Raw genomic sequence first — 14,518 nt, forward strand, 5'->3', positions numbered from 1 at the left:
TAACGATAGTTTCTCACATTTTTCATAAAAAAAAAGCCTTTTCAGGCCTTTTTGTTAATTAATATTGGGGAACATCGCCGTCAGTTCCAGGCTGATCAATCCCCAGACTGCTATTTGAATGAAGATCAGGATCTTTACAGACTTTAACAATCAAGTCAGCAATACTTGCTCTTGAAACAATAGTTCCTTTAAAAGGTTCTCCTTTTTCCGTCAATTCATAATCAATCTTTGGATCGTTATTCATATAAGCCGCTCGAATAATCGTATAATTGATCGTAGAATCTTCAATAATCTTAGCAGCACGTCTAGTGTCTTCCATCGTTTCGTGTCCGATCGAACTTTCAAGCCAATCACCAAACTTTCCAGGCACTTCATGATAAAGTCCCAAACCAGTTACATAAATGAGTCTCTTCACTCCAGTCTCATTCATTGCTTTAACGATATTAGCTGCCATTGGCTCAAAAGTACCGCCTAAATTTGCATAGACCAAATCCTGACCCTTCATTGATTCAACTAATTTATGATAATCATTAACGTCTCCTTCGATAACAGTTTCTCTTTTTGCATCAACTTGACCCATCCGGGAAGCCCTTCTTAGATACATCAGTTGTTTCATCTAATAGCCGATCCCGTACCAATCGAGCGATTTGTCCATTAGCACCTAAAATTAATATATTCATTTATTTAACACCCTCTTTATTAACTAGATAACGCAGCCAAACAGCATTTCCAACCGTTTGAACATCTTTCAATGTAAAAGTCACCGGCGTTGTATCTGATAATCCCGGTTTTGCTTGGAAAAGCGTTGGTGTATCAGTCGCCCCATCAGCGGAAGGTGCTACGACCAGACTAATCTCATCACAAAGTCCTTCTTGAATAAATGACCAATTCAAAACTCCACCACCGCCAAGCATTACTGTTTTCATCTTAAACAGATCTTTTAACTTCTTAAGTGCCAAAGCAGCGTCAAGTTTCTCATCTTCGGCAATGATGTAAGAAATATTTTTCCGTCGTAAAAAGTCTTTATAGGCATTACTAGTGTCTTCAGTCAACACCTCCAGCACCGCTGCTGTCGTATCATTATAATGAAGAACATTAGAATCCCACGCTAAACGACCATGAGGATCAATTGAGATATAATACTTTTTTAAATCCGTCGGAACAATATAATCACCTGCTGGCACTTCTGGTACATCTTGATTTAATTCCGGTTCTTTATAAAAAGTAAAATTATCATCAGTTGTAGTACGTCCTGAAAGCCATCCCTGATTTGGGTAACTGCCGTCTGATTCAAATGCTTCGTGATAAAACAATCTATCAGCATCTTCATTTCCTGGTGCTTCCATATAATTACCCATAATTTTTCCGTCGAGTGAAACATACATGTGACAAAAAACGTAAGGTCTTTCCATTAATTTGCTCCTTTATTTAATGCTTTTAAAAAATTCTTCAAATTTATCAAATGGAATTAAATCCATTTTGTCATATAAATCAACATGTCCCGCATTAGGAATAATTAAAAGTTCTTTGGGATCTTTAGCTTTTTCATACACATCATCACTAAAATATTTAGAATGTGCATTTTCTCCCGCTACTAAAAGAATTGGGCGTGGAGAAATATCTTCCAAATGATCGAGTAAACTAAAATTATTAAATGCCATTGAACTAGTCATCGTAAATTGACTAATTGAATTCGGGTGATACCCTCGCTCTGTAGAATAAAATTCCCCAAACTCTCGACTAATTGGGTCGGTGTTTTCATCAAAATTAATTGCTGCTCCGCGGGGAGTCATCGTGGGCTCATTACCTAGAAACTCTAAATATCTTTGTTCACCAAGTTCATCAAGATATTGATCTCTTTGACTTTTAGTCATCGAATCATGCAGCCCATATCTTTGAGTGCGTGCAATATCATACATTGATACGGTAGCGACAGCTTTAATCCGATGATCAACTTGGGCTGCACTAAGAGCAAATCCACCGCTGCCGCAAATTCCAATCACGCCAATTTGGTCACGATTGACAAAATCACGAGTTCCTAAATAATCAACAGCTGCACTGAAATCTTCAACAAAAATTTCAGGTGATGAAAGATGCCTTGGACTTCCTGAACTATATCCATTGTATGAAGGATCAAAGGTTAAAACTGCAAAATCTCTTTGTGCTAAAACGTTAGCGTATAATCCGGGACTTTGTTCTTTAACTCCTCCATAAGGTGCCCCAACAATGATTGCGGGATACTTTTTGCTTTTGTCAAAACTTTTCGGTAAATAAAGATCTGCTGCAATCTTGATCCCAAATCTGTTTTTATAATGAACTGGGGTTCTAGTTACGTTATCACTTAAATCGAATATATAATTATCTGCATGTTTCATTAGAAAACCCTTCTTTCTTTACAGATCAGATTTCAGAAATTTCAGCGCTGATTAAAATTTCTAACTTTAAATTACTACTTAGAGAAAGCTCTAAGTCAATAGTAATTTTTAAATAAAAAAATAAGCTATTCTTTTCGAATAGCCTAAATTTGTTATGGAGTGTCGTTCACCAATGTGAAGGTTACAGTCGCATTGTAAGTACCGGCCTTCGGAATATCACTTGGACTTGCCTTAAAGCTCAATGTCCATGGATAATTTTTCACATCTTGATAAGTACTTGTTGCGATCTCACTATGTAATGTTTGAGCTGTTGGAAGAAGGTGCGTCACTGCCCCCGTTGTTGTATTGTGATAATACAATGGATTCCCTCTGATGACCTTTGTCGAATCTGTTGCCAGCTTAAACGGATTTGTGACGGCAACTTCCACATGCCACCTCTTGCCTGTTCTCACGTTTCGGTTATCAGTTACGTTGATGTTTTGCGCTGGGCTAATATATTCTTTATTTTTTAAATACCCTGCATGCGTGCCAAAATTAATATTCCCTGGTGTTGCAGCAAACTTTTGCGACCCATTTTGATCCCAGACATAAGTCCTGACAGTATTTCTAGTTTGTGATTCAGTTGCAATCTGAGCTGCCGTTCTTGCTGCTCCCGTTGGTGCATGAACGGTTGCCGGAGTTAGCGCCTCCCGCCACTGAGGATTAGTCGCATAATACACTGGTGTTGGATTGTCTAAATCTGCTATTTCCGTTCCAGGGGTTGGATCCCCTAACCCAGTTGTACTCGATAACTTAGTACTTGTTCCTAACTTTAATTGCCACAACTTGCTTGTTCCATAAAGCAGATTATCCATATTAGTTGTATTTGGATTAGTTACGAAGGTTGATAGATCTAAGCTTCTTAACTCTCGGCAATTCTCAAATGCATGCTCCATCGTTGTTACTTTTGAAGTATTAAAAGAACTGCTAAACTTCAGTCTTTTAAGCTTGAAGTCATCCTTAAACATATAATACATCGAAGTTAAGCTCGCTCCGCTAAAGCTGCTTAAATCCAATTCTTCTAAATTAGAATCAAATTCAAACATGTACCGCATATCCGATACTTTTGAAGTATCAAAGTGACTTACATCAAGCGTTTTTAAATTCGGACAGTCCCCAAACATTCCCGTCATCGCTACTGCACTGCTTGTATTAATATGGCTTAAATCAAAGGTCGTCATCTTATGCATTCCTTCATAAAAACCACCAAAATTCTGAACATTATTCGTGATGAAATTCGGCCCATACGTCAAACTGGTGATATTTTCACAATGTCTCATAAAACGAAACATAACGATTGATTTAACAGTATTAAAGTTTGAAAAATCAAGTGAAGTTAAGCTTTTACAATAATTAAACATACTATTATAATCTTCAACATTTGTTGTATTTAGATTGGTTAATCCTTCAATACTGGTCATCGCAGTGCAACCATCAAAGATATTAGTCAAAGAACGTCCACCGACAACACCCGGACTGATTACCGTTTTAGTAATTTGGGGTTTATATTGATTCCATGGCCAAATATGCGTCATCCCATCTACACCAATACCAATCGTCGAATCTACATCAGCATTTAAAACATGGGGATAGATTGTTAACGTTCCCGTTTCATATTTCCACCACAAGTAATCACTTAAATTAATGGTCTTTGCGGCAGATACGTTATTCGCATTATCAACTGCCACAATATGTAAATATTTACCCGCTGAAGCTAATCTGGTTAATGAAAAGCTAGCTTGGCTTGAACCTGACGTTGGATTAAGATTGATATTAGAGACCAACCCTGTTGATGGATCTATCGTGGCTTTTGGAACACCATTGGGATTATTATCTACTGCATAGATATATCCTCTGAAACCACTCATTACTGGAACCTTAATCACATCTGAATACTTTGTTGTTGTTGAAGTTCTTGCTTTAATTCGATAGTAGTAATCTGTTTTATTATCCTGACTGTTAACGGTTATATTAATCTGATCATTGCTTGGCTGAGTTATTGTCGTTGTTGGTATATTTGGAGCAGCTTTATCCTTAACAGTATGATCGTCCCCAGGAGAGTTCATCGTTAAAGTGCTTGTATAATAAATCATGTTGGCAATAATTTTTGCTTCATCCGGCGAACAAGATCCTGTAGTGTGTCCGGTCTGAATTTGGGCATAGTTATCCTTCGTTATCAAATACCAGTTGTTGCTCCCTACAGCTGTACCGCTGGGATCATACAGAGCAGTTGCTGCAAAAGTTGGACCTCCATTTCCTATTGCTGTAAGTGGCGGTCCAAATTCCATCCACTTAGTTGCATTACTTTTAGAAGAATAAAACTGTCCTACAGTATGCGCTGGCTTTATCAGATAAGTTTTAGTCGGATCTAAATTATAGGGATAGCGATTTAAATATCCGTCCTTAGTGAAAACTACATTTGGTGATCCAATATCAGTAAACTCAAGATTGGCTGTAGGTGAACCTATATGGTAGCCCGCAGGTAAATTATCATTAAGGAATAAATCTAATTTACTTGCAAACATCCCGAAATAAGGATGATGCCATCCATGAGAAAAAATTGTATCGTGCCCAAAAATTACTGATCTCCCTGATGCACCAAAATCTGCTACTACTGGCTGTGAAGCAGCAGTTAAATCATTTACCCCCGGAGTATCTCCTCCGTTAACATCTTTTGAACCGAAGTACACTCCATCATATTGGTATGAGGAAGTTCCTTTCTTCAAATAATAACTTGCGTTTTTATTAAATTCAGTCAATGAAACTGCATCAACACTAATCAAGCCCATCGATACAGGCTGTCCAGTGTTAGGATCAATTTGATCCATCCATTGTTTCAAAAAGTTCCCGCCATCAGGATAGACGTTTAAAATATTAACATGTTTTCCATAGTTCACAGGTGGTGTATCCCAAACCGGAGCTGATACATTTTCTGAACGTTCAATTACGTATCCATCTAAAAGATTAGCAACTGCACTCCATACAAGATGAACAGAACTTTGACCCCCAGTAAATTGACTTTCACCAGTTAATCTAAAGTCTCTATTCTGAACTAGTTCATATGGGATTCTCGGATTTATTTCAATGCGAGGTTGAAATTTAGGGGGTGAATCTTTTTGAAATGGATCTACAAAACTAGATCCAACATTATTAACTAAACGCCCCCCCCTGGAAACGCTACCATTATTTTCAACTGCTATATTTGTTGGAAAATCCGCTGCTTTACTGTCTTGTTTAAAGTTCAAAACAAACGCTAAAATCAAAATACTGCTTAAACCTGCCAAGACATATCCCAACTTTTTTACTAACTTCATGGTCACTTCCTCTTTCTGATCTTAAAGTGTAATTATTTATTGTTAGTATATCAAATAGCTTATAGGAATAATATTTATTTTTCGAAAAAATATTTTGAAACAACGAAACATTATTGTCGAACGTTTGTTCCCTTTGTTATACTTAACAAGTAAGAAGTTTTATGGGCTGTGGCTGCATGAATTTCCAAGGAGGTGGTGCTGTATGGAAATACGGAACAATCTTATTAGAAAGGATTTGCAGTCAGCTTGACTGTTTTTCAAGCTATCTCGTTGATGATTTCGTTTGGCTTGCTTGTTGCAACCATCTTGAAACATAACGAAAAGTAATAAAAAACCCGTCCTATTCAACTTTGGCTAGTTATAGGATGGGCTTAGGTTCACTTATTTAACTTAAACGCCACCGCCTTTAAAGCGGCTTACATTGAGCTGGTGTTTGCGCATCAGCTCTTTTTGTACTTAAATTATATATCTAAATTGGAATCACTTCAACTACTACCGTACGTTAACAAAAGCATAAGTAAACGTTGTCTATAATGTTCCACTGATAAAGGAATTTTCACTGTTAAAACTTAATAGATAAACTTCTTATTTCTATTTTTGAGTTTTATAGATTTTGAAAAAATTCGCAGACATTACTAACAAAAAAACAATGATTACATTTGACAAAACAGAAATATTTGTAAAATACGATACGATCGATTGACCAAAATCAGACTGATCACCCAAAATAAAAGAACTATAAGTTAGATTAACAAACAATAAAAACAAACCAAAGAATAGACTTTTTAATGACCAATTTAGATAAAACTTATCCATAAGCAACACCCTTTTCAATTAATAGCAAACTTTAAATATTATATTACAAAAAATAAGTCAACTAAATGGATTATTGCCTTAAATTCTTAGTTCAACATACTAAACACTAACACCCCGCGAGTGCGGGGAATACCAAACTGCCCGTGTACAAAATTTGCTGTTTCCAGGATCACCCCCGCGAGTGCGGGGAATACCTTGTATTGTAATCATCTGGGAGACATTCGCTAGAATCACCCCCGCGAGTGCGGGGAATACAGGACTGAGGAATATGTACATGCATTGAATCAGGGATCACCCCCGCGAGTGCGGGGAATACTCTCCTTCAAGAGTAATGGCAACGGTAGGTAAAGGATCACCCCCGCGAGAGATTATCCCTTCCCTTAGTACCAAGGGTTTAGCCCGTTTTTGTCGCCGTTTTGTCGGCAAAAAATAAAAAGAAAAAAATCCTTTAAAAAAAGGACTATACTTTTATAAAAAGGATTTTTTAAAAAGGGGGTAGAAATTTATGAAAAAGAAAAAATTTTATCAAAAGAAATGGTTTTGGATTTTAATCGGTGCGGTTGTGATAATCGGAATTATAGGAGATCTAACGGGCTTTGGCGATGACACAGATAATAGTAGTAAATCGTCATCGTCAGTGAAAAAAGAAGCAAAGTCAGAAGACAAGAAATCAAAAGCCGAGGAATCATCTAAAAAAGCGAGGTCAGAAGCGGTTTCTTCTTCTAAAAAAGCTAAGGCTGAAGCTGAGTCGAAATCGAAAGCTGAAGCCGAGGCAATGTCAAAATCAAAAAAAGAAGCATCCCAGAAAAAAGAGCAAGACGACTACAATAAGCTAGTTCAGGCAGTAGCAAGTTTACCCGCCCAATCAAAAAATGTGATTACTTCTGCTAGTATCGACAAAGATACTAACTTTTTGATGTTGACCATGACAGATGAAGCACTTAGCACGTCAGACGCAGAACTCAAAAATTTAGTCAAGTCTGCGTGGGAGATTGGGACAAGTTTGATCCAAAAATACCCACCATACCCAAAAGACAAGGTATCCTCTATGGTCGTAGTTCAAGACTCAGCAGGAAATCGACTAGGGCACACCTCAATTACTGGTGATTTTAAGTACGATGCGGATAAGTAAAAAAGACACCTATTAAATTAGATGTCTTTTTTATTTTGCTTGATAAGATACGAAAGTAAGTCTTTTGAAGCAAGCTGATCTTGTCCGTAGTACTTTTTGCCTTTTCCAGGATCAGGGTTGATTGTGTAGTCAAAATCCTTATATATTTTTACCCCGTCAGCCCAATCATAGTAACCAATTGCCCATTTTAGCCCCTTGCGAACCTCATTTTCTAGCAGGTCGATAAGATACTCCGAGTCATAAGATATAAGCTGTCCACTTTTTCCTTTTATACTCATTTATCCACCCAATTATACCGTGATCCAGTTATTAAATTTAGGACCGCATCATTGGATAAAATTAGCAAGAAAGGGTCTCCTTGAATCTGTTTAAAAGTTTCCCACAAGTGCTGATATTCTGGGTCTTTGCATAAAACACTTTTGGCATCTACAGCTTTTGGTTTGACACCCTGTGGGATCATCTTGTCCTCAACACCCTCGTCAATTAAATCTTTATAGTTCACTTTTGTGTCATCATAAGCTTCCCAGAAGCCCTCCCTATCTTCAATAATTTTTTTTAGTTCGTCCAGATCTTCTTTAGTAGCTTGACTGGATAAAAAGTATTTTGTCGCGGAACGATTATTAATGTAAGCATTTCTACCCCGGTTCTTGCCTTTCCACGCTTTACTAGCTTTAATCTGTGATTCAGGTACTACCATAAAGCCACCTCCTCATCTAAATAGTATATATCCTTAGGGGTATAAAAACCACTCTAAAATTTGTAACATAAATGTAACATTCAAAAGCTAAATTAACTTGCAATTATATCCCTAGGGGTATATACTTAATTCATAAAGTTAAGAAAGAAAAGGATTAGCAAAAATGAAAAAGAAAACCGATACAAAAAAATATACGATCTCAGAAAAAGCTTTTGAAAGAGTTCTTGAGGAGTACGAGCCAAACTCCTGGACAAAGCCAGGGACGGAGGAAGTCCGTTACTACTTACAAGCCGAAGATCTTGAAGACTTGATCGGGCTAGATCAGACCTTTCATAAAAGTGGGCGAAACGCTTCTTGCTACTTCATCGATGAAGACGGTGAAAAGGTAAAGGTTTCAAACGTCAAGGGCTACGGCGAAGGCAGGACGGGCCACAAGACCTACATCAGTCAAAATCAAGTTTTCAGTGATTGGCTAAGAAACGACGACTACCATGACATACCCGCACTCATCGCAAAAAGAATTGAAGAAAGATACGGAAAATAAGGAGAACAGAAAAAATGAAAAAATTAAGTGAAGTTGATATTGCGTATTACACAGACAAGTATAAAGAGGCGGGTTACTCCCTAAAACAATTAGAAGATTATAAACTAGAAATCACAAAGCTTGATCAGTCAAATGATACCAGCATATATCTTGATGATACCAATTTTTTGGAGTATAACCCGGGCAACAACACTTTCTACTTGTCATCTATACAGCCCTACTCACGAAGCATTCAATATAATGCGGATTCTTGGGAAAAAATTTTAAAATATTTATTTAAAAATATTTTTCATGGCGCTCATATAGATATCTAGGAGAACAGAAAAAATGAAAAAATTAACTAAAGAACAAATTAATGAACTTATTGATGGATACAGAATAGGTGAAAACCTGATTCAGAGGCATAAACACGGCGAGTTTTTCACCCCTGCTTACTTTTTTGAAAGAGAGTATGCCTGTTTCTTGGCAGAAGTTGAGGAAGGCTGCTTCGAAGGCATGAGCAATTCTTTCGAAGACTTCGATAAGTGGGTTGATGACGAGCTTGTCAATTATGACTTTGTATCAGGCCTCAAAGCAGAAAAAGAGAAAAAAAGAATCCGAGGAGCAGAAAAAATCACGCTTGACGATAAGCCATTTTAAGAAAAGACCGAAAGGTCTTTTTTTTTGGTATACTCTTTTTTAGAGGAAAAACGATGAGTATAAAAAATGATGATGGTTTTCGAGTGTCGTATGATGCAAATGATTTAATTGCTGATATTTTAGAAGATATTGACATGGGGATTGAGTATGTGATCGCCTATTACGACTGGGTTAAGGGAATTAAGATTTATAAGGATTATGATCTTTTTCATCCGGCGCAAGAGACTATCGATGACCCCGATTTTCAAGAAATGGCAAAAGGCTTTGACGGCAAAGATCATCTTACCGCACAGTTTTTCTTGCTCTATCTGATACGAGAAAACGAAGCTTTTTAAAAAGCTTATTTTTTTTGCACAAAAGAAAAAGGCCCGCTTTAAGCGGGCATGACTAATTTTTTACAAAGACATAAATGCACTACAAGCTGTATCTTCATTAAAAAATTATTTTTTGTACAATATGTACCTCTTTAATCTACTACTTTTTAAAAATTACGTCAAATTTTTGCACAAAAAAAAGAGTCCAGGATTAGCAAAAAGTGGACTCTTTCATATCTCTATTTTAACACTTCAATAGGCTTAGTCAAACCGTGTGATCCCACTTCCGTGCGTGTAGCGGACGGGGATGAACTCGGTTTTACTGACCTTGTAGAAAAGCTGTCCTTTGATCAAGTATAGACCCGTAAATTTCCACGGCGTGCCAGTCTTAAATTTTGTGTTAGTGCCTTTGATCTGGTTACCCTTGGAATCATAGGCGTTGATGCCATATCCAGGCTTGTAGTTGATCGTACACTTGTCTACCTGATCCGTGTAGGCTTGATAGCCATACCAACCAGGCAAGTCGCGACCGAGAGCGTAAACGGGCTTACCATTAAGTACGTAGATTCCGCTCGCGTGCCAAGAAGTGCCTGTCTTAAGTTTTTGGTTTGATCCTACAACTGTCTTTCCCTGACCGTTGACGGCATTGACGCCATAGCCTTTCTTATAGTAGATCGTGACGATATTTGGATCGACGGGTGCTTGCTCTGCTCCGTAGTATCGATAGATGTAAAAGTACGGTTCGCCGTCAGCTTCCCAAGTCCTGTCATAGTTTGTGACAGATACTCCGTTCGCAGTCGCGTTACAGTGGATAATATTTTGTGAGTCAACAAAAATACCTGTGTGTCCACCTTCTTTAGCGCTTTGTCCTCGCCTGCCCCAGATGAAAATATCTCCATACTGCTTAGCACAACCGCAGTCCTCAGCGATAAGCTTAAAGCCGTTTGCCTTTAGCCAGTCGTGAAGGGTCTCGGTACTGAGCACGACTCCCGCACTACTCGCACCCGCATTTCTAAGTGAAGTATAGACAGCACCAGAACAGTCCGCAGTTCCATCTGCTCCCGTCCTCGTGCCATACATGCTATAGCTAACCGGGATTGAAGCGAGATAGTGCATGTACGATATGGTTTTACTTAGACTGACTGTCATCACTCGTACCTCCTACCTTCTCTGGCATAGTTTCTGGGATTTCCTTGCCTTGTAGATTTCCGCCTTGATCTAAATCATTTTTTGAGTGTTCAGGCATAAAGCTCATGACGAGCTTTGCCTCGTCCTCAGCTTTTTTTAAAAAGCCAGAGATCCCGTCATAAAGCCCGGATGTGAAGCCTCCGACGATAAAACCAAGGAAACCTGCGCTTGCAAAATTGTGGTTGCTCGTGATAAGTACTGACACTAGACCTGCCACGATTCCGAGGATCATCGAAATCCAAGGAAGCCACTTATTAGATAATTTGGTTTGCTTTACTGCTGCGACAAGTGCATACACGATCGCAACGATGATGACGATTTCGGCTGTTGTGCCGAGGTTTAAAGATTGTAATAGTTCCATTTTTAAGTCCTCTTTCTAAAAAAATTGACTTGTTTTTGCAAGTCCGATATTTCTTGATCCTGTTTGTGGATCTGATCATGTAAATTCGATATTTCTTCTTTAAGCTGAATTCGCTCATCTGATAGGTCTTTCACCTCTTTTAAAAGTCCTGGCATGCTTTTAGAGTAGGCATCTTCTTTAACACCAGAGACATTAAGCTTCCCGACTAAAAAGCTGGCAAGTCCTGCGACGCCAGCCGAGATAAAAGCGATAACGATATCATTTCCTGTCATGCCTTGCCTTTACCTCCTTCTTTTGTAGTCGATCTCCCCACCAGCTCTCAAAAAAGATTTGGAGTGAAACCGCGCAAAACAAAATTGAGGTAAGCGAGATAATGGGGCGGTCTCCGCCCTGGATGTCGTGAGCGACAAAAATCGCCGTGTAAAAAGCCCAAATGAACTCTAAGAGAAAAACGTTTGCTCTATGCCAGTCGGGCTCGACCTCGAAGGCGGAGTTGACGACTGTAAAAGTCCCGACCACGATTAGAAAGATCGCGGGTAAAGTAGTGTCCAGGACGTCAAAGAATTGCCTTAGCTCTCCTGAGTCCAGGATATCCGGCGCAAAAAGAAAAAAAGCTCCTAAGACCAGTGTCTCTAAGCCCGTGAAAAACCAGAAGCGATTGTGGATGATGTTGTGTTTCATTTTTTCACCCGGGATACACTAAGGTTTGAAGGAAATAGGAAAAAGTGTAAGTCTCTCCAGAGGACAATTGTGAACGTGTTGTAATTGTTGTTGTATCTGGCTTTTGTTGAAACTTTCCTGCTTCCGCATCAAGATATATTATTTTTGTACTGTTTGAGTTAAACGCAGTCATTGCAGGATATGGTTGATATGTCGTCAAATTACGTGTAGAGAGGGGCGTCCCTGTATTTATATCTTTATACTGGATTTCAGCAAGTACTACACCCTCTCCAACTGACTTAGATAATTCAAAATTACAGCCTATCATACCCAAGGCAAACTCACCCCTATTTTCAACATCAAATTTAAATGGGGACATCGAAAAATTAGGTTCAAACACACAGCCCCATATATTAAAACTCGAAACTGAAGAATCTCGACTCGTTGCTACCGCTCTATACTGGTGCAAAATAAGACCCTGACTCAAGCCTTTTATATAGGGGTCTAATCTTGAGTCATTTCCTCCTCCTGAGCTTGAACCCCCACCACCACCAGAGCTACTTGCTAGCTTACTTACCTGTGTCTGCAAAGCGGTCAAGTCGGATTTATCTGCTTTTGTCTGTAGATCTGTTTTGGTCACAAACCAGTCTGGATGCTCGGTCATGACTCTTCGTACGGATTCGTCAAATTGGTATGAGTGCCCTACCCCTTTACTATCCTGAATTATTATTGTTGACAAAGATGTTTTGCTTCCCGCTGAGTCAAGAATAATTTTTTTTACTTTTGAAGTTGGATCTAAAGTCATGTCGAGTACTGTAATTGCGTCATCAGTGGTAGCCTTAATAGTCATAACCTCGTTTTGCAAGATATCAAAATTTTTTGCATCGGCTTTCATCCCTAGCTGATAATCGAAAGTTTTTTGATCAATGAATTTACTTAGATCGCCCGCATTTGCTTTCGTATCAAGATCCTTTTTATCTGCTTTAGTACTGAGCTGTGTGTCAACATAAATTTGATTAGCTTTGCTATCTAAGTCAGTTTTATTGGCTTTACTGTCAAGATCAGTTTTATCTGCTTTCGCGTCAAGTGCTGTCTTGTCTGCTTTTGCATCGAGCGCGGTCTTATCTGCTTTACCAGCTAGATCAGTCCTATCCGCCTTTGAGGCAAGACCGCTTGTCAGCTCTGCTTTGGTCGGATAATTTGAAAGATCCACAGTTGCATTTCCAACTAGAGCTGGATTGTCGGTGATTACTTTTTTGATCGTTTCTGTCATCGAAAATTCTTGGCTTGATCCATCTCTAAGACTCAGAAGTATTGTCTTTAAAGCATTTGGCTTGGCATCGTCATAGTCAAGCTTGATATCTTTGACAGGCTTCTCTTTACTGCTTGCGGTCAAAAGGTTTTGAGCGGTTGCTTTGATGTCTGCCACCAGTGCGTCTGCTTTTGCTTTTGACTCGGTCAGAGTTGTGCTGAGGGAGTCGACAATTCCCGAAGCCTGCTCTTTAAGTGCTTTAGAGTCCGTGATTGCTTGCTGTGCGCTTGGCAGGTCGTCCTTGATCTGCTTGATCGTATCTGCTGTGCTGTTTTTTAGATCCGTTACTTCTGTCAGCATATCCGAGATTTTTTTATCAGTATCAGTTTTTAGCTTAGCGATCGAGTCATCGACCGCTTTTTTCACGGCGTCTGAGATTGTCTTATCTGAGCTCGTCTTTAAGTTTGAGATAAGATCGTTGATCGCAGTTTGAGCGCTTGCTTTAAGTTCGTTGATGATAGTGTTTGTGCTGGTGTTAGTGGCGTCTTGCATTTGCGCAATTGCTTGTCTTAAAGCTGATGTCGCTTCTTGCAAAGCGTCTGCTGCCTGAGGATACATCTCTAAAATTCCCGGTGTTGGCATGATCAAAATAAAGAAGTGCTCTGTCGAGTATACATCCCCGTCGACATTTGCCCGGATGACCGCGTCCTGGATCAATCCATTTTGACTGTAGACTTCATCAGGCAAAATAAAATCCAGGTGAACACCGTCACTCTCAAGCGTGAAATTATCACGCGTTCTGATGATGTTTCGTCCTGGATTTGTTGCCCTGAATTCAAAGGGCTGTAGGTTCGTTAAGTTCATCGGTTGGTGCGTTCCTGAGTCCATCAAAGTGATCCGAAGGGTGTCTCTTTTATCACCGACCGCAACTTGCACTTCCCCGTCTGTCTTGACCGTCCTTACCTTTGCATTTTCCAGTGCAAGGTTAATTACTTTTGGCATTTTCTTTTTCCTTCCTGAGGTCTGATAAGGCCTCGTTTAATTTCTTATTTTCTTCGATCAATTTTTCTGCGTTCAGATTGGCCACCTCCAGCTGTAGTTGAAGTTGTGCGATCAGAAGCGTCTTATCAAGTAAATCTTGATTTATTGCCTGAACTGCTTTTTTGTAGATTTCTTCATTTGTCATT

Annotated in this window: 17 protein-coding genes and 1 pseudogene; 6 read left to right on the forward strand and 12 right to left on the reverse strand. The window is 39.0% G+C overall.

The annotated features are described in order from the left end of the window. Nucleotides 1-58: 58 nt before the first annotated feature. The 4 genes and pseudogenes from R8749_RS07120 to R8749_RS07135 form a co-directional block, all read right to left on the reverse strand. Nucleotides 59-680 (reverse strand): annotated as a pseudogene (locus R8749_RS07120) (NAD(P)H-binding protein). Continuing rightward, nucleotides 681-1,412 carry a RibD family protein gene (locus R8749_RS07125; RefSeq protein ID WP_317695403.1) on the reverse strand — a complete coding sequence of 244 codons (732 nt, stop codon included), beginning with the start codon at nucleotides 1,410-1,412 and terminating at the stop codon, nucleotides 681-683. It abuts the pseudogene before it with no gap. Between the two features lie 12 nt (nucleotides 1,413-1,424). Continuing rightward, a complete protein-coding gene (locus R8749_RS07130; RefSeq protein WP_317695404.1) occupies nucleotides 1,425-2,375 on the reverse strand; it encodes an alpha/beta hydrolase in 951 nt (316 codons plus the stop codon). A gap of 152 nt (nucleotides 2,376-2,527) precedes the next feature. Continuing rightward, entirely contained in the window at nucleotides 2,528-5,728 is a 3,201-nt protein-coding gene (locus tag R8749_RS07135; protein WP_317695406.1) for a BspA family leucine-rich repeat surface protein, read from the reverse strand. A gap of 246 nt (nucleotides 5,729-5,974) precedes the next feature. Between R8749_RS07135 and R8749_RS10825 the strand changes: the two genes are divergently transcribed. Further along, the gene (locus R8749_RS10825) at nucleotides 5,975-6,055 is read left to right on the forward strand and encodes a putative holin-like toxin (protein WP_425613228.1); all 81 of its coding nucleotides are present in this window, start codon (nucleotides 5,975-5,977) and stop codon (nucleotides 6,053-6,055) included. Between the two features lie 994 nt (nucleotides 6,056-7,049). Beyond that, entirely contained in the window at nucleotides 7,050-7,676 is a 627-nt protein-coding gene (locus tag R8749_RS07140) for a hypothetical protein (protein ID WP_317695408.1), read from the forward strand. A gap of 17 nt (nucleotides 7,677-7,693) precedes the next feature. Here R8749_RS07140 and R8749_RS07145 read toward each other — a convergent pair whose 3' ends face one another. Then, nucleotides 7,694-7,954, reverse strand: coding sequence for a hypothetical protein (locus R8749_RS07145; protein WP_317695411.1), 261 nt, complete (start codon nucleotides 7,952-7,954; stop codon nucleotides 7,694-7,696). Further along, entirely contained in the window at nucleotides 7,951-8,373 is a 423-nt protein-coding gene (locus tag R8749_RS07150) for a hypothetical protein (RefSeq protein WP_317695413.1), read from the reverse strand. The genes R8749_RS07145 and R8749_RS07150 overlap by 4 nt, the downstream gene beginning before the upstream one ends. 163 nt (nucleotides 8,374-8,536) lie before the next feature. Between R8749_RS07150 and R8749_RS07155 the strand changes: the two genes are divergently transcribed. From R8749_RS07155 to R8749_RS07170, 4 genes are read left to right on the forward strand one after another with little or no spacing between them, the layout of a single operon-like run. Then, on the forward strand, nucleotides 8,537-8,917 hold the full coding sequence (locus R8749_RS07155; RefSeq protein ID WP_317695415.1) for a hypothetical protein: 381 nt from the start codon (nucleotides 8,537-8,539) through the stop codon (nucleotides 8,915-8,917). Between the two features lie 14 nt (nucleotides 8,918-8,931). After that, the gene (locus R8749_RS07160) at nucleotides 8,932-9,231 is read left to right on the forward strand and encodes a hypothetical protein (RefSeq protein WP_317695418.1); all 300 of its coding nucleotides are present in this window, start codon (nucleotides 8,932-8,934) and stop codon (nucleotides 9,229-9,231) included. A 13-nt stretch (nucleotides 9,232-9,244) separates the two neighbouring features. Further along, nucleotides 9,245-9,556 (forward strand): hypothetical protein, encoded by a 312-nt coding sequence (locus R8749_RS07165; protein ID WP_317695420.1) that lies wholly within the window; start codon nucleotides 9,245-9,247, stop codon nucleotides 9,554-9,556. A 53-nt stretch (nucleotides 9,557-9,609) separates the two neighbouring features. Beyond that, entirely contained in the window at nucleotides 9,610-9,891 is a 282-nt protein-coding gene (locus tag R8749_RS07170) for a hypothetical protein (RefSeq protein ID WP_317695422.1), read from the forward strand. A gap of 240 nt (nucleotides 9,892-10,131) precedes the next feature. Here the strand turns inward: R8749_RS07170 and R8749_RS07175 are convergent, their stop codons facing one another. The 6 genes from R8749_RS07175 to R8749_RS07200 are packed head-to-tail and all read right to left on the reverse strand — an operon-like array spanning nucleotide 10,132 to nucleotide 14,517. Then, entirely contained in the window at nucleotides 10,132-11,019 is an 888-nt protein-coding gene (locus R8749_RS07175) for a peptidoglycan amidohydrolase family protein (RefSeq protein ID WP_317695424.1), read from the reverse strand. After that, nucleotides 11,000-11,419: a holin gene (locus R8749_RS07180; protein WP_317695426.1), complete on the reverse strand. Its 420-nt coding sequence runs from the start codon at nucleotides 11,417-11,419 to the stop codon at nucleotides 11,000-11,002. The genes R8749_RS07175 and R8749_RS07180 overlap by 20 nt, the downstream gene beginning before the upstream one ends. A gap of 2 nt (nucleotides 11,420-11,421) precedes the next feature. Further along, nucleotides 11,422-11,691 (reverse strand): DUF3450 domain-containing protein, encoded by a 270-nt coding sequence (locus R8749_RS07185; protein ID WP_317695427.1) that lies wholly within the window; start codon nucleotides 11,689-11,691, stop codon nucleotides 11,422-11,424. After that, complete coding sequence (locus tag R8749_RS07190) at nucleotides 11,678-12,100, reverse strand: hypothetical protein (RefSeq protein WP_317695429.1); 423 nt, start codon at nucleotides 12,098-12,100, stop codon at nucleotides 11,678-11,680. Before R8749_RS07190 ends, R8749_RS07185 begins: the two co-directional genes overlap by 14 nt. A gap of 4 nt (nucleotides 12,101-12,104) precedes the next feature. After that, complete coding sequence (locus R8749_RS07195; protein ID WP_317695430.1) at nucleotides 12,105-14,333, reverse strand: hypothetical protein; 2,229 nt, start codon at nucleotides 14,331-14,333, stop codon at nucleotides 12,105-12,107. Next, nucleotides 14,317-14,517 (reverse strand): hypothetical protein, encoded by a 201-nt coding sequence (locus tag R8749_RS07200; RefSeq protein ID WP_317695432.1) that lies wholly within the window; start codon nucleotides 14,515-14,517, stop codon nucleotides 14,317-14,319. The genes R8749_RS07195 and R8749_RS07200 overlap by 17 nt, the downstream gene beginning before the upstream one ends. Nucleotide 14,518 lies beyond the last annotated feature (1 nt).

It is taken from the genome of Xylocopilactobacillus apis, assembly GCF_033095965.1.
Classification (GTDB): Bacteria; Bacillota; Bacilli; order Lactobacillales; family Lactobacillaceae; genus Xylocopilactobacillus; species Xylocopilactobacillus apis.